The organism is Stenotrophomonas sp. YJH_SMC_16 (genome assembly GCF_059367875.1).
In genome coordinates this window covers 135181-155306 of record NZ_JCAFRH010000006.1, presented here as the reverse complement: position 1 = coordinate 155306, position 20126 = coordinate 135181, and the positions used below count along the sequence as shown (strand labels likewise).

Annotated in this window: 19 protein-coding genes; 10 read left to right on the top strand and 9 right to left on the bottom strand. The window is 66.8% G+C overall.

Annotated features, from left to right (window positions below):
* Positions 1-25: 25 nt before the first annotated feature.
* The 4 genes from lspA to murJ form a co-directional block, all read right to left on the bottom strand.
* Entirely contained in the window at positions 26-550 is a 525-nt protein-coding gene (lspA, locus tag AC5P6E_RS14875) for a signal peptidase II (protein WP_019337504.1), read from the bottom strand.
* Entirely contained in the window at positions 550-3381 is a 2832-nt protein-coding gene (gene ileS / locus AC5P6E_RS14870) for an isoleucine--tRNA ligase (protein ID WP_312390481.1), read from the bottom strand. The genes lspA and ileS overlap by 1 nt, the downstream gene beginning before the upstream one ends.
* The gene (locus tag AC5P6E_RS14865; protein WP_010483316.1) at positions 3378-4325 is read right to left on the bottom strand and encodes a bifunctional riboflavin kinase/FAD synthetase; all 948 of its coding nucleotides are present in this window, start codon (positions 4323-4325) and stop codon (positions 3378-3380) included. The genes ileS and AC5P6E_RS14865 overlap by 4 nt, the downstream gene beginning before the upstream one ends.
* 75 nt (positions 4326-4400) lie before the next feature.
* Entirely contained in the window at positions 4401-6005 is a 1605-nt protein-coding gene (gene murJ, locus AC5P6E_RS14860) for a murein biosynthesis integral membrane protein MurJ (protein ID WP_029550764.1), read from the bottom strand.
* Between the two features lie 117 nt (positions 6006-6122).
* On the opposite strand from murJ, the gene rpsT reads away from it, so the two are divergent.
* The gene (gene rpsT, locus AC5P6E_RS14855; protein WP_005408560.1) at positions 6123-6392 is read left to right on the top strand and encodes a 30S ribosomal protein S20; all 270 of its coding nucleotides are present in this window, start codon (positions 6123-6125) and stop codon (positions 6390-6392) included.
* 216 nt (positions 6393-6608) lie between these two features.
* Here rpsT and cgtA read toward each other — a convergent pair whose 3' ends face one another.
* The 3 genes from cgtA to rplU all read right to left on the bottom strand — a co-directional run bounded on the left by cgtA (position 6609) and on the right by rplU (position 8445).
* Entirely contained in the window at positions 6609-7661 is a 1053-nt protein-coding gene (gene cgtA / locus AC5P6E_RS14850; protein WP_049455611.1) for an Obg family GTPase CgtA, read from the bottom strand.
* A 193-nt stretch (positions 7662-7854) separates the two neighbouring features.
* Positions 7855-8118 carry a 50S ribosomal protein L27 gene (gene rpmA, locus AC5P6E_RS14845; RefSeq protein WP_005415704.1) on the bottom strand — a complete coding sequence of 88 codons (264 nt, stop codon included), beginning with the start codon at positions 8116-8118 and terminating at the stop codon, positions 7855-7857.
* 18 nt (positions 8119-8136) lie between these two features.
* Positions 8137-8445, bottom strand: coding sequence for a 50S ribosomal protein L21 (rplU, locus tag AC5P6E_RS14840; protein WP_005408557.1), 309 nt, complete (start codon positions 8443-8445; stop codon positions 8137-8139).
* Positions 8446-8783: 338 nt separating this feature from the next.
* Between rplU and uvrA the strand changes: the two genes are divergently transcribed.
* From uvrA to AC5P6E_RS14825, 3 genes are all read left to right on the top strand, one after another.
* The gene (gene uvrA, locus AC5P6E_RS14835) at positions 8784-11774 is read left to right on the top strand and encodes an excinuclease ABC subunit UvrA (protein ID WP_495231072.1); all 2991 of its coding nucleotides are present in this window, start codon (positions 8784-8786) and stop codon (positions 11772-11774) included.
* Entirely contained in the window at positions 11774-12181 is a 408-nt protein-coding gene (locus tag AC5P6E_RS14830) for an acyl-CoA thioesterase (RefSeq protein ID WP_010483330.1), read from the top strand. Before uvrA ends, AC5P6E_RS14830 begins: the two co-directional genes overlap by 1 nt.
* Before the next feature lie 85 nt (positions 12182-12266).
* Positions 12267-12992 (top strand): hypothetical protein, encoded by a 726-nt coding sequence (locus AC5P6E_RS14825; protein WP_019337500.1) that lies wholly within the window; start codon positions 12267-12269, stop codon positions 12990-12992.
* 92 nt (positions 12993-13084) lie between these two features.
* Here AC5P6E_RS14825 and AC5P6E_RS14820 read toward each other — a convergent pair whose 3' ends face one another.
* Positions 13085-13531 (bottom strand): copper chaperone PCu(A)C, encoded by a 447-nt coding sequence (locus tag AC5P6E_RS14820; protein ID WP_010483333.1) that lies wholly within the window; start codon positions 13529-13531, stop codon positions 13085-13087.
* A 34-nt stretch (positions 13532-13565) separates the two neighbouring features.
* Here AC5P6E_RS14820 and AC5P6E_RS14815 point away from each other — a divergent pair, with 34 nt between their 5' ends.
* The 4 genes from AC5P6E_RS14815 to AC5P6E_RS14800 all read left to right on the top strand — a co-directional run bounded on the left by AC5P6E_RS14815 (position 13566) and on the right by AC5P6E_RS14800 (position 17306).
* Positions 13566-14342, top strand: coding sequence for an enoyl-CoA hydratase/isomerase family protein (locus AC5P6E_RS14815; protein WP_019337499.1), 777 nt, complete (start codon positions 13566-13568; stop codon positions 14340-14342).
* An 87-nt stretch (positions 14343-14429) separates the two neighbouring features.
* Positions 14430-15350 carry an acyl-CoA thioesterase II gene (gene tesB, locus AC5P6E_RS14810; RefSeq protein ID WP_005408551.1) on the top strand — a complete coding sequence of 307 codons (921 nt, stop codon included), beginning with the start codon at positions 14430-14432 and terminating at the stop codon, positions 15348-15350.
* A gap of 4 nt (positions 15351-15354) precedes the next feature.
* The gene (locus AC5P6E_RS14805; RefSeq protein WP_043396735.1) at positions 15355-15864 is read left to right on the top strand and encodes a pathogenicity-like protein; all 510 of its coding nucleotides are present in this window, start codon (positions 15355-15357) and stop codon (positions 15862-15864) included.
* Positions 15865-16088: 224 nt separating this feature from the next.
* Positions 16089-17306 carry an RNA polymerase sigma factor gene (locus AC5P6E_RS14800; protein WP_495231071.1) on the top strand — a complete coding sequence of 406 codons (1218 nt, stop codon included), beginning with the start codon at positions 16089-16091 and terminating at the stop codon, positions 17304-17306.
* 51 nt (positions 17307-17357) lie between these two features.
* Here AC5P6E_RS14800 and AC5P6E_RS14795 read toward each other — a convergent pair whose 3' ends face one another.
* Positions 17358-17918 (bottom strand): EF-hand domain-containing protein, encoded by a 561-nt coding sequence (locus AC5P6E_RS14795; RefSeq protein ID WP_099560426.1) that lies wholly within the window; start codon positions 17916-17918, stop codon positions 17358-17360.
* 156 nt (positions 17919-18074) lie between these two features.
* Here AC5P6E_RS14795 and AC5P6E_RS14790 point away from each other — a divergent pair, with 156 nt between their 5' ends.
* Together AC5P6E_RS14790 and AC5P6E_RS14785 are read left to right on the top strand one after the other, a co-directional pair.
* Complete coding sequence (locus tag AC5P6E_RS14790) at positions 18075-18830, top strand: arginyltransferase (RefSeq protein ID WP_313208399.1); 756 nt, start codon at positions 18075-18077, stop codon at positions 18828-18830.
* Between the two features lie 38 nt (positions 18831-18868).
* Complete coding sequence (locus tag AC5P6E_RS14785; protein ID WP_495231070.1) at positions 18869-20086, top strand: endonuclease/exonuclease/phosphatase family protein; 1218 nt, start codon at positions 18869-18871, stop codon at positions 20084-20086.
* Positions 20087-20126 lie beyond the last annotated feature (40 nt).

Genomic DNA, 20126 nt, shown 5'->3' with positions numbered 1-20126 from the left:
GTTCAGTCTCCCGGCAGCGGCCGGCTTACGGTTTCGGGTTGGCATTATCCGCCTTTTTGGCGGACTTGCCGTCGAACAGGCCAAACAGGGCGATGCCGATGGCCCCCACCACGATGGCCGAATCGGCAATGTTGAACGAGGGCCAGGTGTAGCTGCCCACGTACCACTGGATGAAATCAACCACGTGACCGTGCACCTGGCGGTCGATCACGTTGCCGATGGCGCCGCCGATGATCAGTGCATACGGCACCGCGGCCTTCCAGTTGCCACGGGCGGTGCCGCGCAGCCACCAGGCCATCAGGCCGCTGATGGCGATCGCCAGCACGGTGAAGAAGTGCTTCTGCCAGCCACCGGCGTCGCTCAGGAAACTGAACGCTGCACCGGTGTTGTAGGTGCGGTACCAGTTCCAGAAGCCATCGATGACCACCACCGGCTGGAACTCCGGCAGGCTCGACAGGACCCAGGCCTTGGACCACTGGTCCAGGCCGATGATGGCCGCCGACAGCAGCAGCCAGACCAGGGCGTTCGGATGTGGACGGGGCGCGGCCATCAGAACCAGCTCCGCACTTCACCGGCACCGGTGATGTTGCTCACGCAGCGACCGCACAGCTCCGGATGATCGGCATTGCTGCCGACGTCGGCGCGGTGGTGCCAGCAACGCACGCACTTGGCCTTGGTGGTCGGCTGGGCGCTGACGAACACCTCGTCGGTGGTCGCCGGACGCACCTGCACGTCACCACTGATGAACAGGAAACGCAGTTCATCGGCCAGCGGCTGCCAGCGCGCGGCCTGCTCTTCGCTGGCGGCGATGGTGATTTCCGCTTCCAGCGCGGCACCGATGGCACCGTTGGCGCGCATCGGTTCCAGCACCTTGGCCACCTGCTCGCGCACGGCCAGCAACTGGTCGAAATCGGCGGCGTTGAGCTGGGCATCGGCCGGCAGCGGCGCCAGGCCGTCGTACCAGGTGGTGAACAGCACGTGCCCGGCGCGTTCGCCCGGCAGGTAGCCCCACAGCTCGTCGGCGGTGAAGGTCAGGATCGGCGCGACCCAGCGGGTGAATGCTTCGGCGATGTGGTACATCGCGCTCTGTGCCGAACGGCGACCGTGCGAATCGGTCGGCATCGTGTACAGGCGGTCCTTGGTCACGTCCAGGTACAGCGAGCCCAGGTCCACGCTGCAGAAGTTCAGCAGCAGCTGCACGATCTCGGCCATGTTGTAGCCATCGTAGGCTGCCTTGATCTTCTCCTGCAGTTCCCACGCGCGATGCACGATCCAGCGGTCCAGCGCGACCATCTGGTCCAGCGGCTGCAGGTGCTGGGCCGGATCGAAACCGTCCAGGTTGCCGAGCAGGAAGCGCGCGGTGTTGCGCAGGCGACGGTAGGCGTCGGCGTTGCGCTTGAGGATCTCCTGCGACAGCGACATCTCGTTGCTGTAGTCGGCCGAGGCGATCCACAGGCGCAGGATGTCCGCGCCCAGCTTGTTCATGATGTCCTGCGGCTCGATGCCGTTGCCCAGCGACTTGGACATCTTGCGGCCGTGCTCGTCCACGGTGAAGCCGTGGGTCAGGCACTGCTTGTACGGGGCGCGCTTGTCGATCGCCACGCCGGTCAGCAGCGAGGACTGGAACCAGCCGCGGTGCTGGTCGGAACCTTCCAGGTACAGGTCGGCCGGCTTGCCGAAGCCACGCGCGGCAAGCACGCCCTCATGGGTCACGCCCGAATCGAACCAGACGTCGAGGATGTCGGTGACCTTCTCGTAGTCGGCCGCTTCGGCACCCAGCAGTTCGGCAGCATCCAGCGAATACCACACGTCGATGCCCTCGGCTTCGACGCGGTCGGCGACCTGCTGCATCAGTTCCACCGAACGCGGGTGGATCTCGCCGGTCTGGCGATGGGTGAACAGTGCGATCGGCACACCCCAGGTGCGCTGGCGCGAGATGGTCCAGTCCGGACGACCGTCGACCATGCTCTGGATGCGCGCCTTGCCCCAGGTCGGGAACCAGCCGACGGTGTCGATGGCGGCCAGCGCATCGTTGCGCAGGTTGGCCTTGTCCATCGAGATGAACCACTGCGGAGTGGCGCGGAACACCACCGGCGTCTTGTGGCGCCAGCAGTGCGGGTAGCTGTGGCGGATCGGATGGAACGCCAGGAGCGAACCGTTGTCGCGCAGCACGCCGACGATGGCCTCCTGCGCCTTCCACAGGTGCTGGCCAGCCAGCACCACGTCACCGGCCGGCGGGGTCGATTCCAGGTACACGCCACGGCCGTCGATCGGGGTCACCTGGCCGGCGTTGTACTTGTCCAGCAGGCCGTACTTCTGGCTGACCACGAAGTCTTCCTGGCCATGGCCGGGGGCGGTATGCACCGCACCGGTACCGTCCTCGTCGGACACATGGTCGCCGTTGAGCACCAGGATCCCGCGTTCCGGGTAGAACGGATGCGCCAGGAGCTGGTTTTCAAGCGCCGCGCCGGTGGTTTCACCGTGCAGCACCACTTCGTCCACGCCGTAGCGCTGCAGTGCGCGCTCGGCCAGCGCGGCAGCCAGCACCAGCCAACGGCGCTTGCCGTTGTGCGCCGGGCCTTCGGCCAGCACGTAGTTGATTTCCGCACCCAGCGACACCGCCAGCGAGGCCGGCAGCGTCCACGGGGTGGTGGTCCAGATCGGCACCGCCACTTCGACGTCGGCCGGCACGCTCACGCCGAACGCCTGCCCGATGGCCTGCGCATCACGCGCGGCGTAGGCCACGTCGATCGCCGGCGATTCCTTTTCCTGGTATTCGATCTCGGCCTCGGCCAGCGCCGAGCCACAGTCGAAGCACCAGTACACCGGCTTGGCGCCGCGGACCAGGTGGCCATTGGCCACGACCTTGGCCAGCGCACGGATCTCGTTGGCTTCGAAGTCGAAGCTCAGGGTCTTGTACGGGTTGTCCCAGTCACCGGTCACGCCCAGGCGCTTGAAGTCCACGCGCTGGATGTTGATCTGCTCTTCGGCGAACTCGCGGCACTTCTGCCGGAATTCAACGGCGTCGAGCTTGGTGCCGACCTTGCCCCACTTCTTTTCGACCGCGATCTCGATCGGCAGGCCATGGCAGTCCCAGCCCGGCACGTAGGGTGCATCGAAGCCGGCCAGGTAGCGCGACTTGACGATGATGTCCTTCAGGATCTTGTTGACCGCGTGGCCCAGGTGGATGCGGCCGTTGGCGTACGGCGGGCCATCGTGCAGCACGAACAACGGGCGGCCGGCGGCGTTGTCGCGCAGCTGCTGGTAGAGCCCCTGCGCTTCCCACTGCGCCAGAATGCCCGGCTCGCGCTTGGGCAGGTCGCCGCGCATCGGGAATTCGGTGGCTGGCAGGTTCAGGGTGGTCTTGTAGTCCTGGCTCACGCAGTGGCTCGCAATCTATGTTCGGAAAGGATGGCGCGCGCCTGTTCGGCGTCGCGGTGCATCTGGTCGGTCAGGGCCGCCAGATCATTGAATTTCTCTTCGTCGCGCAGCTTGGCGACGAATTCCACTTCGATGTGTCGACCGTACAGGTCGCCCTGGAAATCGAACAGGTGGGCTTCCAGCAGCGGCTCCACGCCCTCCACCGTCGGCCGCGTGCCGAAGCTGGACACCGACGGCCACGGCTGGTCGAACACGCCGTGCACCCAGGTCGCGTAGATGCCCGACAGCGCAGGGGTCTTCGGGAAACGCAGGTTGGCGGTGGGGAAGCCCAGCGTACGGCCGAGCTGGCGCCCGCGCACCACCCGGCCGCTGATCGCGTACGGTCGGCCCAGCAGATCGTTGGCGCGGGCGAAGTCGCCCTCCTGCAGCAGCTGGCGGATGCGGGTGCTGGAGATGCGCTCGCCATGCAGGTCGACCGCTTCGATTTCACCCGCGGTAAAGCCCAGTTCGGCGCCCATCTTCTGCAGCAGGGCCAGGTCGCCGCGACGGCGGTTGCCGAAGCAGAACTCCGGCCCGATCCAGACCTCACGCGCACTCAGGCGATTGACAAGCAGCTGGTGCACGAAGGTCTCGGCCGGCATCGCCGCCATTGCCGCGTCGAAACGCAGCAGGCCGATCGCATCGACACCGAGCTCGCGCAGGATCTCGACCTTGCTGCGGGCCAGGGTCAGCCGCGGCGGCGGCGTGCCCTGGGCGAAGAATTCACGCGGCAGCGGCTCGAACGCCACGGCCACCGCGGCCACGCCCAAGGCGCGCGCGCGGGCAACCGCGTGGCGGACCAGCGCACGATGACCCAGGTGGAGGCCGTCGAATGCACCGATACAGACCACGCTTCCGTTCGGGAACAGCTCCCCGCCCTCGACGCTTCTGAACAGCCTGCTCATCAACTCTCGTTCCGGCCCGACCGGGGCCGCCGTTTCAATGGTGTAACCCTGAAGTATAGCCGCCACGGGCCGCGATCAATGCCCACGCAGGTCGCGCGGGCGGAAGCCCATCGCCAGCATGGCCACCGCGTAGGTCGCACCGCCACCGCCGACCAGCAGCGACAGGCTGCCGATCCGCTCCCAGACACCCATCGCGGAGAACGCTGGCAGCCAGTGCAACAGGGCCAGCAGCACACCAACCATGGCCGCACAGGCCAGCAGCAGGCGCAGCAGATAGCCGCCCCAGCCCGGCCGGCGCTGGTAGACGTCGGTCTTGCCCAGCCAGTACCACAACAGGCCCAGGTTCAGGTAACTGGACAGTGCGCTGGCAATGCCCAGCGCCAGGTGCAGGCCCGGCTGCTTGCCGATGGCCGCCATTACGCCCTGCGCTTTCAGCTCATCGGGCACCATCACCTGGTACAGCACGGCCAGCAGCGCGAAGTTGAACACCATGTTGGCCACCAGCGCGGCCACACCGGCACGGACCGGCGTCTTGGTGTCCTGGCGGGCGTAGAACGCCGGCAGCACCACCTTCAACAGGGCGAACGCCGGCAGGCCGAAGCTCAGGCCGTACACCGACAGCGCGGTCATGCGGGTGTCGAAGGCGCTGAACTGGCCATGCTGGAAGATGGTCGCGATCAGCGGCTCGGCCAGCAGCAGCAGGCCCAGCATGGCCGGCACCGAGATCAGCAGGGTCATGCGCAGGCCCCAGTCCAGCGAGCGCGAGAAGCCCTCGCGGTCAGTACTCACGTGGTGGCGGGCCAGCGCCGGCAGGATCACCGTGCCCAGCGCCACGCCGAACACGCCCAGCGGCAGCTCCAGGAAGCGGTCGGCCAGCGAAAGCCAGGACTGCGAGCCATCGGTCAGCTTGGCCGCGATGACGGTGTCCAGCAGCAGGTTGATCTGCGCCACCGACGAGCCGAACAGGGTCGGCACCATCAGCGTCATCACTTTGCGCACGCCCGGGTGGCGCCAGCCCCAGCGCGGCAGGGTCAGCAGGTTGATACCCTTCAGCGACGGCAGCTGGAACAGCAGCTGCAGGATGCCGGCGGCCAGTACCGCCCAGCCCAGTGCCAGGATCTGCTTCTCTGGAGTGCCGCCCAGCCGCGGCGCCAGCCACAGCGCACCGGCGATCATGCACAGGTTGAGGATGACCGGGGTCAGCGCCGGCATCGCGAAGCGCTGGAAGCTGTTCAGCGCACCGCCGGCCAGCGCGGTGAGCGAGACGAACAACAGGAACGGGAAGGTCAGGCGGAACAGGTCGACCAGCAGGCCCTGCTTCACCGGGTCGGTATCAACGCCGCTTGAGAAGACCGAGGCCAGCTGCGGTGCGAAGATCAGCGCCACGGCGGTGACCAGCATCAGCACCCCACCCAGGGTACCGGCGGTGCGGGCCATCAACTCACGCAGTTCGGCGTGGCTGCGGGTTTCCTTCACTTCCGTGAACACCGGCACGAAAGCGGTGGCGAACGAGCCTTCGGCGAACAACCGGCGCAGGAAATTGGGTACCCTGAAGGCAACCCAGAACGCATCGGTGACCGCATTGGTGCCGAACGTGGTGGTGATCACCTGGTCCCGGACAAGTCCGAGCACCCGCGAGACCATGGTCATGCTGCTGAACGACAGCAGGCCTCGCAACATCTTCGGTGAACTCACTCAGCGTCCCTCTTGACAATCGACTTGACGTGCATTTCTCGGGCCATCATACTAGCTAGCTTGCTGTTCCCATAACACCGATTTTTTCAGGAAACCACCACCGTGGCCAATATCAAGTCCGCCAAGAAGCGCGCCAAGCAGACCGTCGTGCGCAACGCGCGCAACGTGGCTCAGCGCTCGATGCTGCGCACCGCTGTCAAGAAAGTGATCAAGGCGCTGGACGCCAACGATGCCGCCGGCGCCGAAGCCGCCTTCGCCGTTGCCCAGCCGATCCTGGATCGCTTCAGCGCGCGTGGCCTGATCCACAAGAACAAGGCTGCTCGCCATAAGAGCCGCCTGAACGACCGCATCAAGGCCCTCAAGGCCGCCTGATCCGGCGTTGCCGCCCTGCCCTTCGGGGTTTGGGCTGCAGACAAAAGCCCGGCCTCGGCCGGGTTTTTTGTTGCCTGCGATCCAGCTTATGTAGAGCCGAGCCCACGCTCGGCTGCCGTCTGCGCGGAAAGCCGAGCATGGCTCGGCTCTACAGAAAAAGCAGTCCCAACAAAAAACCCAGCCGAAGCCGGGTTTTTGCACGGAACCACAACGGCATCACTGCGCGTTGCGGGCTTCCAGCTCGTCTTCCTTCTGGCGATCGAAGAACGCCATGATCCGGCTCATGATCGGGAAGGTGCCTTCGCGGCCCAGCGCCGAGACCAGGAACCACGGCTCCTTCCAGCCCAGCTCGGCGACGATCTGCTCGGCCGCGGCCTTCGCTTCGTCTTCGAACATCAGGTCAGCCTTGTTCAGCACCAGCCAGCGCGGCTTCTGCAGCAGCTCCGGATCGTGCTTTTCCAGTTCGCGCTCGATCGCACGCACCTGCTCGACCGGGGAAATGCCTTCCACCCCACCTTCCATCGGCGAGATGTCCACCAGGTGCAGCAGCAGACGGGTGCGCTGCAGGTGGCGCAGGAACTGCGCACCCAGGCCGGCGCCATCCGCGGCCCCTTCGATCAGGCCCGGAATGTCGGCAATCACGAAGCTGCGGTAGTTCTCCACCTTCACCACACCCAGGTTCGGGTACAGCGTGGTGAACGGGTAATCGGCCACCTTCGGCGTCGCCGCCGAAACGGCGCGGATCAGGGTGCTCTTGCCGGCGTTGGGGAAGCCCAGCAGGCCGACGTCGGCCAGCAGCTTCAACTCCAGCTTCAGCGTGCGCTCTTCGCCCGGCTCGCCCGGCAGCGCCTGGCGCGGCGAGCGGTTGGTCGAACTCTTGAAATGCATGTTGCCCAGGCCACCACGGCCACCCTTGGCCACCAGCAGGCGATCGCCGTGCTGGGTCAGGTCGCCGATGACTTCATCGGTGGCGACGTTGATCACCACGGTGCCGACCGGCACGGTGATGGTCAGGTCTTCGCCGCCCTTGCCATAGGCCTGGCGCCCCATGCCGTTCTCGCCACGCTGCGCCTTGAAGATGCGCTCATGGCGGAAGTCGACCAGGGTGTTCAGGTTTTCGTCGGCGCGGATGTACACGCTGCCGCCCGCACCGCCGTCGCCGCCGTCCGGGCCGCCGAGCGGAATGAACTTCTCGCGACGGAAGCCAATGCAGCCGTTGCCGCCGTTGCCGGCGAACACTTCGATTTCTGCTTCGTCTACCAGTTTCATTGTTTCGATGCCTGCGATGGGCGCGGCCTGACTGCCGTCGCCTTGAATGTCATGCCGGCCGCGGGCCGACAACCCGGCATGGCCGGTCTTGCGTTCACTCTAACGAAAAGCCCCGCCGAAGCGGGGCTCTCCATGCAACGTGCTCTTCATCCAGCACAGCCATGCCGGGGCATGGGTGCCGGCGATGCCTGGATCAGGCGTCGGCCGAGACGATGCTGACGGTACGACGCTTCTTGGCGCCCTTGACCGAGAACTCCACCTTGCCGTCCACGAGGGCGAACAGGGTGTGGTCACGGCCCAGGCCAACGCCCGAACCCGGGTGGAACTGGGTGCCGCGCTGACGCACGATGATGTTGCCGGCTTCGATGGCCTGGCCGCCGAAGATCTTGACGCCCAGGTACTTCGGGTTGGAGTCGCGACCGTTGCGCGAGGAGCCTACGCCCTTTTTATGTGCCATGACTGCTTCTCCTGATGCTTAGCCGGCGATGCCGGTGATCTCGATTTCGGTGTAGTACTGACGGTGACCCTGACGCTTCATGTGGTGCTTGCGGCGACGGAACTTGATGATCCGGACCTTGTCAGCACGCCCCTGGGACAGGACCTTGGCGGTGACGGCAGCGCCCTTCAGCGCATCGCCCAGCTTCACGCCGTCGCTGTCACCCAGCATCAGGATGTTGTCAAACTTGATCTCGCTGCCGACTTCGACTTCGAGCTTTTCAATGCGGAGCTTTTCGCCCTGCGCCACGCGGTATTGCTTACCGCCGGTGACCAGTACTGCGTACATGACCAGGCCTTCCTCTGTAGTTATTGTGGTCTGAGCTGCCGCCATCGAGGGCGGACAGGAGCGGAATTGTACGCAGATCAGCGGGCGCGGGTCAAGTCAACCCCTGCATAGCCCGGGGGCCGGCCCTGTAGGGCCGAACCATGCCCGGCTGAACGGTCCGGGGCCCAGGCAGCCGGGCATGGCCCGGCTCTACACAAAGCTGTCGGCCTGTCTCATCAGGTGAGACATCGGGCTGGCATTGTCGCCCATTGCCCCCATCTGGTCACCTCGGTAGGCTGACCGATTGCCGTTCCCTGCTGGCCCGGCACCCAGCCAACGCCCCCACAACCGGATCCCCCATGGCGATGGATTTCATCCGCATCCGCGGCGCGCGGACGCACAATCTGAAGAACCTCGACCTCGACCTGCCCCGCGACAAGCTGATCGTGATCACCGGCCTGTCCGGTTCGGGCAAGTCCTCGCTGGCGTTCGACACCATCTATGCAGAAGGCCAGCGCCGCTACGTCGAATCGCTGTCGGCCTATGCGCGCCAGTTCCTGAGCGTGATGGAAAAGCCGGACCTGGACCACATCGAAGGCCTGTCTCCGGCCATCTCGATCGAGCAGAAGTCGACCTCGCACAACCCGCGTTCGACGGTCGGCACCATCACCGAGATCTACGACTACCTGCGCCTGCTGTACGCCCGCGTCGGCACTCCGCGCTGCCCGGACCACGGCTATCCGCTGGAAGCGCAGACGGTCAGCCAGATGGTCGATCAGGTACTGACCCTGGACCCGGAACAGCGCTACATGCTGCTGGCCCCGGTCATCCGCGACCGCAAGGGCGAACACGCCCAGGTGTTCGACCAGCTGCGCGCGCAGGGCTTCGTGCGTGTGCGCGTGGACGGCGAGCTGCATGAAATCGATGCGGTGCCGCCGCTGGCGCTGCGCCAGAAGCACACCATCGAGGCGGTGATCGACCGCTTCCGCCCGCGCGAGGACATCAAGCAGCGCCTGGCCGAGAGCTTCGAGACCGCGCTGAAGCTCGGCGATGGCATGGCCTCGGTGCAGAGCCTGGACGCCGCCGACGCCACGCCGGCACTGTTCTCCTCCAAGTACTCCTGCCCGGTCTGCGACTACTCGCTGCCGGAGCTGGAACCGCGTCTGTTCTCGTTCAACGCACCGATGGGTGCCTGTCCCGGCTGCGATGGCCTGGGCATCGCCGAGTTCTTCGACCCTTCGCGCGTGGTGGTGCACCCGGAGCTGTCGCTGGCCGCTGGTGCGGTGCGTGGCTGGGACCGTCGCAACGCCTACTACTTCCAGCTGATCGCCTCGCTGGCCAAGCACTACAAGTTCGACGTGGACGCCGCGTGGAACTCGCTGTCGGCCAAGGTGCAGCAGGCCGTGCTGTACGGCAGCGGCGACGAAACGATCACCTTTACCTACTTCACCGAAGCCGGTGGCCGCACCCAGCGCAAGCATCGCTTCGAGGGCATCATTCCCAACCTCGAACGCCGCTACAAGGAAACCGAATCGGCGGCGGTGCGCGAGGAACTGTCCAAGTACATCAGCGAGCAACCGTGCCCGGAATGCAACGGCGCGCGTCTGAACAAGGCGGCACGCAACGTGTTCGTGGCCGATCGTCCGCTACCGGAGCTGGTGGTGCTGCCGATCGACGAGGCACTGAAGTTCTTCAGCGAACTGAGCCTGCCGGGCTGGCGCGGCGAGATCGCCGCGAAGATCGTCAAGGAGATCGGCGAACGCCTCGGCTTCCTGGTCGATGTCGGCCTGGATTACCTGACCCTGGAGCGCAAGGCCGACACCTTGTCCGGAGGCGAGGCGCAGCGCATCCGCCTGGCCAGCCAGATCGGCGCCGGCCTGGTCGGCGTGATGTACGTGCTCGACGAGCCGTCGATCGGCCTGCACCAGCGCGACAACGAACGCCTGCTCGGCACCCTCACCCGCCTGCGTGACCTGGGCAACACGGTGATCGTGGTCGAGCATGACGAGGATGCGATCCGGCTGGCCGACTATGTGCTGGACATCGGCCCGGGCGCGGGCGTGCACGGCGGCGAGATCGTCGGCCAGGGCACCCTGCAGGACATCCTGGAGGCACCACGCTCGCTGACCGGCCAGTACCTTTCGGGGAAGCGCGCGATCGAGATCCCGGCGCGCCGGCACACCCCGAACCCGAAAATGACCCTGCATCTGCGCGGGGCGACCGGCAACAACCTGAAGGGCGTGGACCTGGCGATTCCGTCGGGGCTGCTGACCTGCGTGACCGGCGTGTCCGGCTCGGGCAAGTCGACCCTGATCAACGACACCCTGTTCTCGCTGGCCGCCAACGAGATCAACGGCGCCTCGCATCCGATCGCTCCCTACAAGGAGATCGATGGCCTGGACCTGTTCGACAAGGTGGTGGACATCGACCAGTCGCCGATCGGCCGCACCCCGCGTTCGAACCCGGCCACCTACACCGGCCTGTTCACCCCCCTGCGCGAATTGTTCGCACAGGTTCCCGAGGCGCGTGCGCGCGGCTACTCGCCGGGCCGCTTCAGCTTCAACGTGCGCGGTGGCCGCTGCGAGGCCTGCCAGGGCGACGGCCTGATCAAGGTCGAAATGCACTTCCTGCCGGACGTGTACGTGCCCTGCGATGTGTGCCATGGCAAGCGCTACAACCGCGAGACGCTGGAGATCCTGTACAAGGGCTTCAACATCAACGACGTGCTGGAAATGACCGTCGAGGATGCACTGAAGCTGTTCGAGCCGGTGCCGTCGATCGCGCGCAAGCTGGAAACGCTGGTCGACGTCGGCCTGAGCTACATCAAGCTGGGCCAGAGCGCGACCACGCTGTCCGGCGGTGAAGCGCAGCGCGTGAAGCTGTCCAAGGAACTGTCGCGCCGCGATACCGGCCGCACCCTGTACATCCTGGACGAGCCGACCACCGGCCTGCACTTCCACGACATCGAAGCGCTGCTGGGCGTGCTGCACAAGCTGCGCGACGAAGGCAACACGGTGGTGGTGATCGAGCACAACCTGGACGTGATCAAGACCGCCGACTGGATTGTGGATCTGGGACCGGAAGGCGGCCATCGCGGTGGCACCATCCTGGTCACCGGCACGCCGGAGGACGTGGCGGCCTGCCCGCAGTCGTACACCGGCCAGTTCCTGGCCCGCATGCTGCCCTCCACCAGCGCGCGCCCGGAGCAACCGGCTGCGGTGGCCAACAAGCCCGACGCCCGTCCGCCACGCAAGGTGAAGCCTGAGAAGCCGGCGAAGAAGGCGGTGGCTGCCAAGAGCACCGGCAAGACCAGCAAGACCGCGACGACCCGCAAGAAGAAGGACGCCTGATGAGCAGCGAACACAAGATCCTGGCCCGCATCCCGATCAGCGTACGGTGGCGCGACATGGACAGCATGGGCCACGTCAACAACGCCAAGTACATTTCCTATCTGGAAGAAGCCCGCGTGCGCTGGATGCTGGGCGTTGAAGGCGTGTCGATGACCGACCGCATCGCACCGGTGGTGGCCGCGACCAACGTCAACTACCGGCTGCCGATCGTGTGGCCCAACGACATCCTGGTCGAGCTGTTCGTCGAGCGCCTGGGCAACAGCAGCGTGACCATCGGCCACCGCATCGTCGACCAGCAGGACGATTCGAAGCTGTATTCCGACGGTAACGTGGTGGTGGTCTGGATGGATACGCAGACCGGCAGGAGCGCACCGCTGCCGGAGGCGATCCGCAGCGCGTCGAGCTGATCCGCTTCTGGTAGATGCCGACCTTGGTCGGCGTCTGGTCCGCCGGGCATGGCCCGGCGCTACCGTTGCAATTCAAAGGATTGACATGATCCACCAGACTGAACTGAGCGACCTGCTGCCCGGCATGGTCCCCTTCCCCACCGACGTCTTCCCCGCTGACCAGGCGTGGCTCGCCCAGCATCTGCTGCCGCTGCTGAAGATCGACCTGGGCGTGCTGCGCCCGGAACTGGCCGGCCAGGTGGCAACGATGCTGTGCCCGATCGAGCCGTATGACGGCTGCATCGGCGAGACCACCGAAGAACACCACAACGATTTCACCAGCACCAACTGGATCGCCTTCGAACTGACCGCCGGCAACGAGATGCGCTTTCTCGGCAACGAGGGCTATTTCATCGGCGACGCGGTGCAGGACAAGCACGCGCAGGAACACATCGCACAGATGCGCGAGAGCTACGCCAAGGCCCGCGACTACCATGCCGCGCACGGCCGTCTCGCCTGCTACTCGCGCTACGGCAACGGTGAGGCCAGCGAGCGCGATTACCTGGATACGCTGGGGGGACGGATTTCCTGTGGCAACTGGATCGAAACAGCCGATATTCCGGCCGCCTTCACCCTGGAATTCACCGACGCCGCCAACGACCGGCATGCTCCAGATGATGCCGAACTGGCGATCATCCGCCACGGTGGCCACAAGTTCTTCGCCGTGGCCGAAGTCGCTGGCTACAACTGGTGCGCCACCGGCGCCGACGCGATAGTGATGCTGTATGAGCCGGTGAGCCGCACGGTGCTGTTCTCGTACGATTGGACGTAGCATCCCGCCGGGCATGGCCCGGCGCTACCCAGGCATGACCGCCGGATCATCACTGGTAGCGCCGGGCCATGCCCGGCGGAACGGGTGACGCGCTACGGCGCAGCCTTGCGCACGGTCAGCGCCGCACTCGCTTCGCCACCGCCTTCCAGCTGCAGCCGCAGCGGCAGCGCCTGGCCTTCCTTCAACGGGCCCTTGCCCTGCATCAGCATCAGGTGCAGGCCACCGGGCTTGAGCTCGGCACGCGCGCCCGGTGCCAGTGGCAGGCGCTCGATCGCGCGCATCCGGCTGACCCCATCGACGATGGTGGTTTCGTGCAGCGACACATCGCCAAACACCGCACTGCTTGCGCCGGTGATCACCACCGCCTTGCTGCAGCCGTTGTGGATCACGCCGTAGCCGGCGGTCATCGGCATCGCCGGATTCGGTGGCAACCGCGCCCAGCCCTGCTCCACCGTGACGCAGGCCGGTTCCGCCGCCGAAACCGATGCTGCGGCCGCACACAGAACCAACAGTACGCCAACGAATGGTTTGGTTATCATCGTCCAGGTTCCTTCTTCGCAACGAGACCGCAGCATGACGACGCTCATCGAGGTGATCAACCATGGCCCCATTCGCGAACTGCGCCTGGCGCGGCCGCCGGTCAACGCACTGGACACCGAACTGTGCCGGCAGTTGATCCATGCCATCGAGCTGGCCATGGCCGAAGACGCGCACGGCATCGTGCTGTCGGGCAGCGAGCGCATCTTCACCGGCGGCATGGACGTGCCGCACCTGCTCTCGCATGGAGATGACAAGCACAAGTTGCTGGACACCTGGAACGCCTTCTTTGGCGCCGTGCGCACGCTGGCCGAGAGCCGCATTCCGGTGGTCGCGGCGATCACCGGCCACGCCCCGGCGGGTGGCTGCGTGCTGGCCCTGTGCTGCGACTACCGCGTCATGACGCGCAGCGCCGATCCGTCGCGACCATATGCCATCGGCCTGAACGAAGTGCAGGTCGGCCTGATCGCACCGGAGGGCATCCAGCGCCTGCTGCGCCGTGCGGTGGGCGTGCACCGCGCCGGTGTCCTGCTGACCACCGGTTCGCTGGTGCCGGCCGAACAGGCGCTGCAGATCGGCCTGGTCGACGAACTGGCCGAAGGTGACCTGGTGGTCGCGCGTGCCGTGGCCTGGCTGCAGAACCTGCTCAAGCAGCCGCGCCAGCCGATGCTGCTGACCCGCGCCATCGCCCGCGCGGACCTGCACGTGGCGCTGCAGCCGGACCTGATCCAGCTCGACCGCTTCGTCGAGGCCTGGTTTGCGCCGGACGCACAGAACGCCCTGCAGGCGCTCGTGGCCCGCCTCGGCAAATAGCGGTTGCCTCGCCCGGGGTCAGATCCCTTTCGCCGGGCGAAAGGGAACTGACCCCTGACCGGTATAATCAGGCCCTCTTTCACTGCCGTGGCCGCCCCCTTGAACGACACGCCCGAACCCGTCGTCTCCGAGCTGATCGACCTGCTCACCCTGGAGCGGCTGGAGGACAACCTGTTCCGCGGGCAGAGCCGCGACATCGGCACCAAGTACGTGTTCGGCGGGCAGGTGCTGGGCCAGGCGCTGGCCGCGGCCCAGGCCACGGTCGACAACGGCCGCCACGTGCACTCACTGCACGCCTACTTTCTGCGCGCCGGCAACATCGACCACCCGATCGTCTACGACGTGGACCGCACCCGCGACGGCGGCAGCTTCTCGGTACGCCGGGTCACTGCGATCCAGCACGGCAAGGTGATCTTCTTCTGCGCGGCCTCGTTCCAGCAGGCCGAGACCGGCGCCGAGCACCAGCACAAGATGCCCGAAGTGCCGCAGCCGGAAGACATCGAACCGAACCGTCCGCTGCCGGCCGAAGTGCTGGAGCGGCTGCCGATCAAGGTGCAGCGCTGGCTGTCGCGCGGCGGCCCGTTCGAGTTCCGCCATGTCTACCCGCGTGACGAACTGAACCCGCCCAAGCGTCCGCCCTACCACCAGGTGTGGCTGCGCCTGAGCGAGCCGGTCGGCGACGCCCCGGAACTGCACCAGGCGCTGCTGGCCTATGCCTCCGATTTCCACCTGCTGGGAACGGCAACCTTCCCGCACGGCATCAGCTATTACCACCCGCACGTGCAGATGGCCTCGCTCGACCACGCGATCTGGTTCCATCGCCCGTTCCGCGCCGACGACTGGCTGCTGTACTCCCTGGACAGCCCCAGCGCGCAGGATTCGCGCGGCCTGGCCCGCGGCCAGTTCTTCACCCGCAACGGCGTGCTGGTGGCCAGTACCGCGCAGGAGGGCCTGATCCGCGTGGTTCCCGACCAGGCCGCGGCCGCCGCCGTGCCGGCCAAGGAGTAAACCGATGCGCCAGATCTTCAGCAGCCAGCGCGTGGAAACCGTCGAAGGCGTAGCCGACCTGCTGCGCGAGCACGGCATCGACGTCAAGGTGACCAACGGGCGCTCGTACAAGACCCGCCGCCGCGGTCAGTTCAGCTATACCGACCTTGGCAACGCCAACGCCTACCCGGCAGTCTGGATCGTGCGCGCCGACGATCAGCCGCGCGCACGCGAAATCCTGCGCGAGGCCCGCCTGCTCGACACCACCCGCCGCGACCACCCAACCGCCGAGTTCGCCTTCCGCGACACCGCCGAAACGAGCGGCAGCGGCCGCGGCTGGGCCTGGCGCATCCGCATCGCCCTGCTGGTGGTGATCGCCGGCGTGGCGCTGGTGATCGGCCTGCGCCATCGCGGCGCCCCGGCACCTGCCGCACCGGCTCCTGCCGCGCAGGCCCAGCCGCAGCAGGCGCAACCGGCCCCTCAGGCCGCGCCGGAAGAGGAAGAAATCCGGGTCCGTATCCAGCCCTCCAAGTAAGAGGCGGTAGCGCCGGGCCATGCCCGGCGAGCACAGCGGCCTGGCAGCAGGGTCGCGACTTCACCGTAACCCGTCAGGATTGGAGCCCCCTTGTTGTTCAAGGGGGTGCGCCAACGGCGCGGGGATGAGGTGGAATGCGCGGACCGCAGATGCATCAGCATCTGCGGTCACATTGGGCGCGCAGCTCCGTCATGGGACACAATCCCAGCAGGAGAGCCGCCGCCATGACGACGTTCGCCGCATCGATCGACCAGACCCTGGAACGCGAACTGCCCGCTGCCGCCAGCGGTTGCCAGCACGCCTACGGCCGCATCGTGCTGGCCTGCCAGAACACGGTCACCGCCATCGCGCTGGCCATCACCCGCGACCGCCAGGCCAGCGAGGACATTGCCCAGGAAGCCTTTGTGAAGGGCTGGCAGCAGCTGCACCAGCTGCGCAGCGCGACCAGCTTCCTGCCGTGGCTGCGGCAGATCACCCGCAACCTGGCCCGCGACTGGCTGCGCGCCCAGCGTGGCCGTCCACTGACCGGGGAGGCGGCCGAGGTGGCGATGGGGATGGCCGCAGATCCGTCGCCGGGCGCCGCCGATCGCCTGCAGCGGGTGGAGGAAGAAATCGCCGCCGAGGACATCATCTCCACCCTACCCGCCGACAGCCGCGAAGTGCTGTTGCTGTACTACCGCGAAGGCCAGCGCTCGCAGCAGGTGGCCGACCTGCTCGGTCTCAGCGACGTGGCGGTGCGCAAGCGCCTGTCGCGCGCCCGCACCCTGGTGCGCGACGGCCTGCTGCAGCGCTTCGGTGAGTTCGCACGCAGCAGCGCGCCGAGCGCTGCATTCGCCACCGCCGTGGTGTCGATGGTCCTGGTGGCCGCACCCGGCACCGCCAGTGCCGCGATCCTGCTCAGCACCGGCGTCGGCGTGGGCGGCAGCAAGCTGGGCCTGGGCGGCGTCAGTGCCGCAGGCGGCGCAGCCATGGGTTCACTGACGGCCGCCGCCAGCCAGCTGCACCTGATACCCGCCAGCAACTGGGCCGCCGTTGCCGGGGGCGTCGTCGGTGGCATCATCGGCAGCTATCTGGGGGGCCGCTTCCTGCTGCGCTTCGCAGACACCCCGCAGGAACGGGCGGCCGTGCGACGGTTCGTGCACCTCAATACGTTCACTGCGATGGTCGTCTGCACCAGCCTGTTGGTTTCGCTGATGCTGCAGGTGCCGCTGTGGCTGCAACTTGCCATTCTCGTCATCGGCCTGGGTACGGTGAACTACCAGTGCCTGGTGCCGCTGCAGCGCGTGATGGCCCCCATGATCGCGCGTGATTCGGCGCGGCGCGGCCGCAGCGGAACCAACTGGCAATACGAATCCGTCTACGGGCGCACCGGCATCATCGGCGCGAACGTCTTCGTGATCGCCCTGGTGGTGTATGCATTGATGCGCAGCGGAAACGTATAACGGACAACGCCGGCAGTCTGCCGGCGTTGTCGTCATTCACTGCGTCGACCCTCAGCGCTGCGGCGCCGGTGCGCCACCGTCGCGCGGACCGCCATGGCGCGGGCCACCGTGCATCGGGCCCTTGGCGGCGTCGAACTCGGCCTTGCTCAGCTGGCCGTCCTTGTTGGTGTCGGCGGCAGCGAACCAGGCATCACGATGCTGCTTCATGCGCAGCTCGCGGTCGGCCTTGTCCAGATAGCCGTCCTTGTTCAGATCACGCTGGTCGAAGCGCGCGGCCAGGCGCGGATCGGCCTTGGCTTCCTCGCGGCTGATGCGGCCGTCCTTGTTGACGTCCAGCTTGGCCCAGCGCTCACCGCCGTGGCCACGGCGGCCATGCTTCCAGCGCGGCAGCTCATCGCGCGAGAGCTTGCCGTCCTTGTTCTTGTCCAGCTCGTCGAACTTCGCGGCCAGGCGCGGGTTGGCAGCGGCTTCGCCGCGGTCGATGACGCCGTCGCCGTTGGTGTCCAGTTTGGCCGGACGCTGCGCGGGCGTGGCCGGGGTGTCGGCAGCGAGCGCGATACCGGAAGCGGAGGTGCCGAGCAGCAGGGCCAGCAGCAGGGGGGTACGGATCATGAGGTCACTCCTGGGGATGGGAACAGCGTCGGGGTGATCACTTCACCCTCGGGGGACAACAACGCCCGGGCGCGACATCGGTTGACGCCGCTGCCGGTGCCATTCATCCCGCGGACAGTCGCCGCCACTGCGACAACCTGGGGCTATGCTGTGCCCATGGCGATGCATGGCGACAGAGACGACGAACTGCGACTTTTCCAGACCGGCGAGCACCCCTGCGGGTACTGGTCGGACCGGGTGGCACGCGACCTGGTGCTGGACCCGAACGACCGCCGCCTCGGTGCGCTCTATCCGCTGGCACTGAGCTGGGGCTTCCGCCGCAGCGGCGATCTGGTCTACCGGCCCCATTGCGCGCACTGCCAGGCCTGCGTGGCGGTGCGGATCCCGGTGGCGCGCTTCGCTCCGGACCGCAGCCAGCGCCGTTGTGCCGCCCGCAATGACGACCTGGAGGTGCGGATCACCGCCGCCACCGCCCGCGACGACCTGTTCGCGCTGTATCACCGCTATCTCACCCACCGCCACGCCAATGGCGGCATGGACGACCACGGCCCGCACGAATTCGAGCAGTTCCTGATCGGCAGCTGGTCGCACACCCGTTTCATGGAAATGCGCCTGCCCGGCCACGACGGCCAGCCCAGCCAACTGCTGGGGGTGGCGGTGACCGACGTCACCCAGCACGGCCTGTCGGCGGTCTACACGTTCTTCGACCCGGACCACGCCGCGCGCGGGCTGGGCACCTTCGCGATCCTGCAGCAGATTGAATGGGCGCGCCGCGAGGGCCTGCCACACGTGTACCTGGGCTACTGGATCCGCGGCCACCAGAAGATGGACTACAAGCGCCGCTTCCATCCGCTGGAGGCGTACGACGGCCGCCGCTGGCACGATTTCGACAACGAACTGGACGGGCGCTGACAAACCGCTGACACCAGGCCAGGTGCACAATACGGCCCATGAACATGACCCGCCGCCATCCCCTGATCCTCGCCCTGGCCCTGCTCTGCGGCGCCACCGCCCCTGCCTTCGCCACGTCCCCCGCGATGACCGAAAAGCCGTCCACTGCGCTGCGCCTGGCTACCTACAACACCTCGCTGTACTCCGACGACGCCGGTGGCCTGATCAAGGAACTGGAAGGCGACAGCGAGCACGCACGCAAGATCGCCGCGGTACTGCAGCAGGTGCGCCCGGATCTGGTGCTGCTGAACGAATTCGATTTCGACGACGCCCATCGCGCCGCCGACCTGTTCCAGAAGCGCTACCTGGAAGTCGCCCAGCCCGGCGGCGGCAAGCCGCTGCATTTCGCCTACCGCTATCTGGCCCCGGTCAATACCGGCGTGCCCAGTGGCCTGGACCTGGACAACAACGGCGTGGTCGGCGGCGAAGGCCGCAGCCGCGGCAACGATGCGTGGGGCTACGGCCTGCACCCGGGCCAGTACGGCATGCTGGTGCTGTCGCGTTACCCGATCGATGAAGCCAAGGTACGCAGCTTCCAGCTGCTGAAATGGAGTGCGATGCCGGGTGCCATCCGCCCGGTCGATCCGCGTACCGGCCAGAGCTTCTACAACGACCAGGTGTGGTCGCAGCTGCGCCTGTCGTCGAAGTCGAATTGGGACGTGCCGGTGAAGACCCCGGCCGGCGTGGTGCATGCGCTGGTCTCGCACCCGACCCCGCCGGTGTTCGACGGCCCGGAGAAGCGCAACGCGGCGCGCAACCACGACGAGCTGCGCCTGTGGCAGGAGTACCTTTCCAAGGGTGACAAGCCGTGGCTGTGTGACGACAAGGGCCAGTGCGGTGGCCTGGCGCAGGACGCACGCTTCGTGATCCTGGGCGACCTCAACAACGACCCGGTCGACGGCGATGGCCGCCATGAGGCGATCGTCGAGCTGATCGAGAACGCCCGCGTGCTGCGCTACCCCACCCCGCGCAGCGTCGGCGGTGAGCAGACCAGCCTGGCCTATGCGGCCAAGGGCATCGAGCGCAAGGGCGCACCGTTCCACGCCACCGGCGACTTCGGCCCGAAGTCCGGCACCATGCGCCTGGACTACGTACTGCCCTCGACCGGTTTCGAGTACATCGGCAGCGGCATCTTCTGGCCGGCCAATGAAAGCCCGGAGGCGAAGATCGCCGACGGCAGCGACCACCACCTGGTGTGGGTGGACGTGAAGCCGTAAGGCAGATTGCGCTGTAGAGCCGAGCCCACGCTCGGCTCTC

Bases quoted from the DNA above. Each gene is read 5' to 3' on its own strand.
- AC5P6E_RS14825 (WP_019337500.1), top strand. From the start codon at position 12,267: ATGATCCACCAGACTGAACTGAGCGACCTGCTGCCCGGCATGGTCCCC.
- AC5P6E_RS14865 (WP_010483316.1), bottom strand. From the start codon at position 4,325: ATGAGCAGGCTGTTCAGAAGCGTCGAGGGCGGGGAGCTGTTCCCGAAC.
- AC5P6E_RS14785 (WP_495231070.1), top strand. From the start codon at position 18,869: ATGAACATGACCCGCCGCCATCCCCTGATCCTCGCCCTGGCCCTGCTC.
- rplU (WP_005408557.1), bottom strand. From the start codon at position 8,445: ATGTACGCAGTACTGGTCACCGGCGGTAAGCAATACCGCGTGGCGCAG.
- AC5P6E_RS14820 (WP_010483333.1), bottom strand. From the start codon at position 13,531: ATGATAACCAAACCATTCGTTGGCGTACTGTTGGTTCTGTGTGCGGCC.
- lspA (WP_019337504.1), bottom strand. From the start codon at position 550: ATGGCCGCGCCCCGTCCACATCCGAACGCCCTGGTCTGGCTGCTGCTG.
- AC5P6E_RS14795 (WP_099560426.1), bottom strand. From the start codon at position 17,918: ATGATCCGTACCCCCCTGCTGCTGGCCCTGCTGCTCGGCACCTCCGCT.
- AC5P6E_RS14790 (WP_313208399.1), top strand. From the start codon at position 18,075: ATGGCGATGCATGGCGACAGAGACGACGAACTGCGACTTTTCCAGACC.
- AC5P6E_RS14830 (WP_010483330.1), top strand. From the start codon at position 11,774: ATGAGCAGCGAACACAAGATCCTGGCCCGCATCCCGATCAGCGTACGG.
- rpmA (WP_005415704.1), bottom strand. From the start codon at position 8,118: ATGGCACATAAAAAGGGCGTAGGCTCCTCGCGCAACGGTCGCGACTCC.
- AC5P6E_RS14805 (WP_043396735.1), top strand. From the start codon at position 15,355: ATGCGCCAGATCTTCAGCAGCCAGCGCGTGGAAACCGTCGAAGGCGTA.
- AC5P6E_RS14815 (WP_019337499.1), top strand. From the start codon at position 13,566: ATGACGACGCTCATCGAGGTGATCAACCATGGCCCCATTCGCGAACTG.
- murJ (WP_029550764.1), bottom strand. From the start codon at position 6,005: ATGTTGCGAGGCCTGCTGTCGTTCAGCAGCATGACCATGGTCTCGCGG.
- cgtA (WP_049455611.1), bottom strand. From the start codon at position 7,661: ATGAAACTGGTAGACGAAGCAGAAATCGAAGTGTTCGCCGGCAACGGC.
- uvrA (WP_495231072.1), top strand. From the start codon at position 8,784: ATGGCGATGGATTTCATCCGCATCCGCGGCGCGCGGACGCACAATCTG.
- AC5P6E_RS14800 (WP_495231071.1), top strand. From the start codon at position 16,089: ATGACGACGTTCGCCGCATCGATCGACCAGACCCTGGAACGCGAACTG.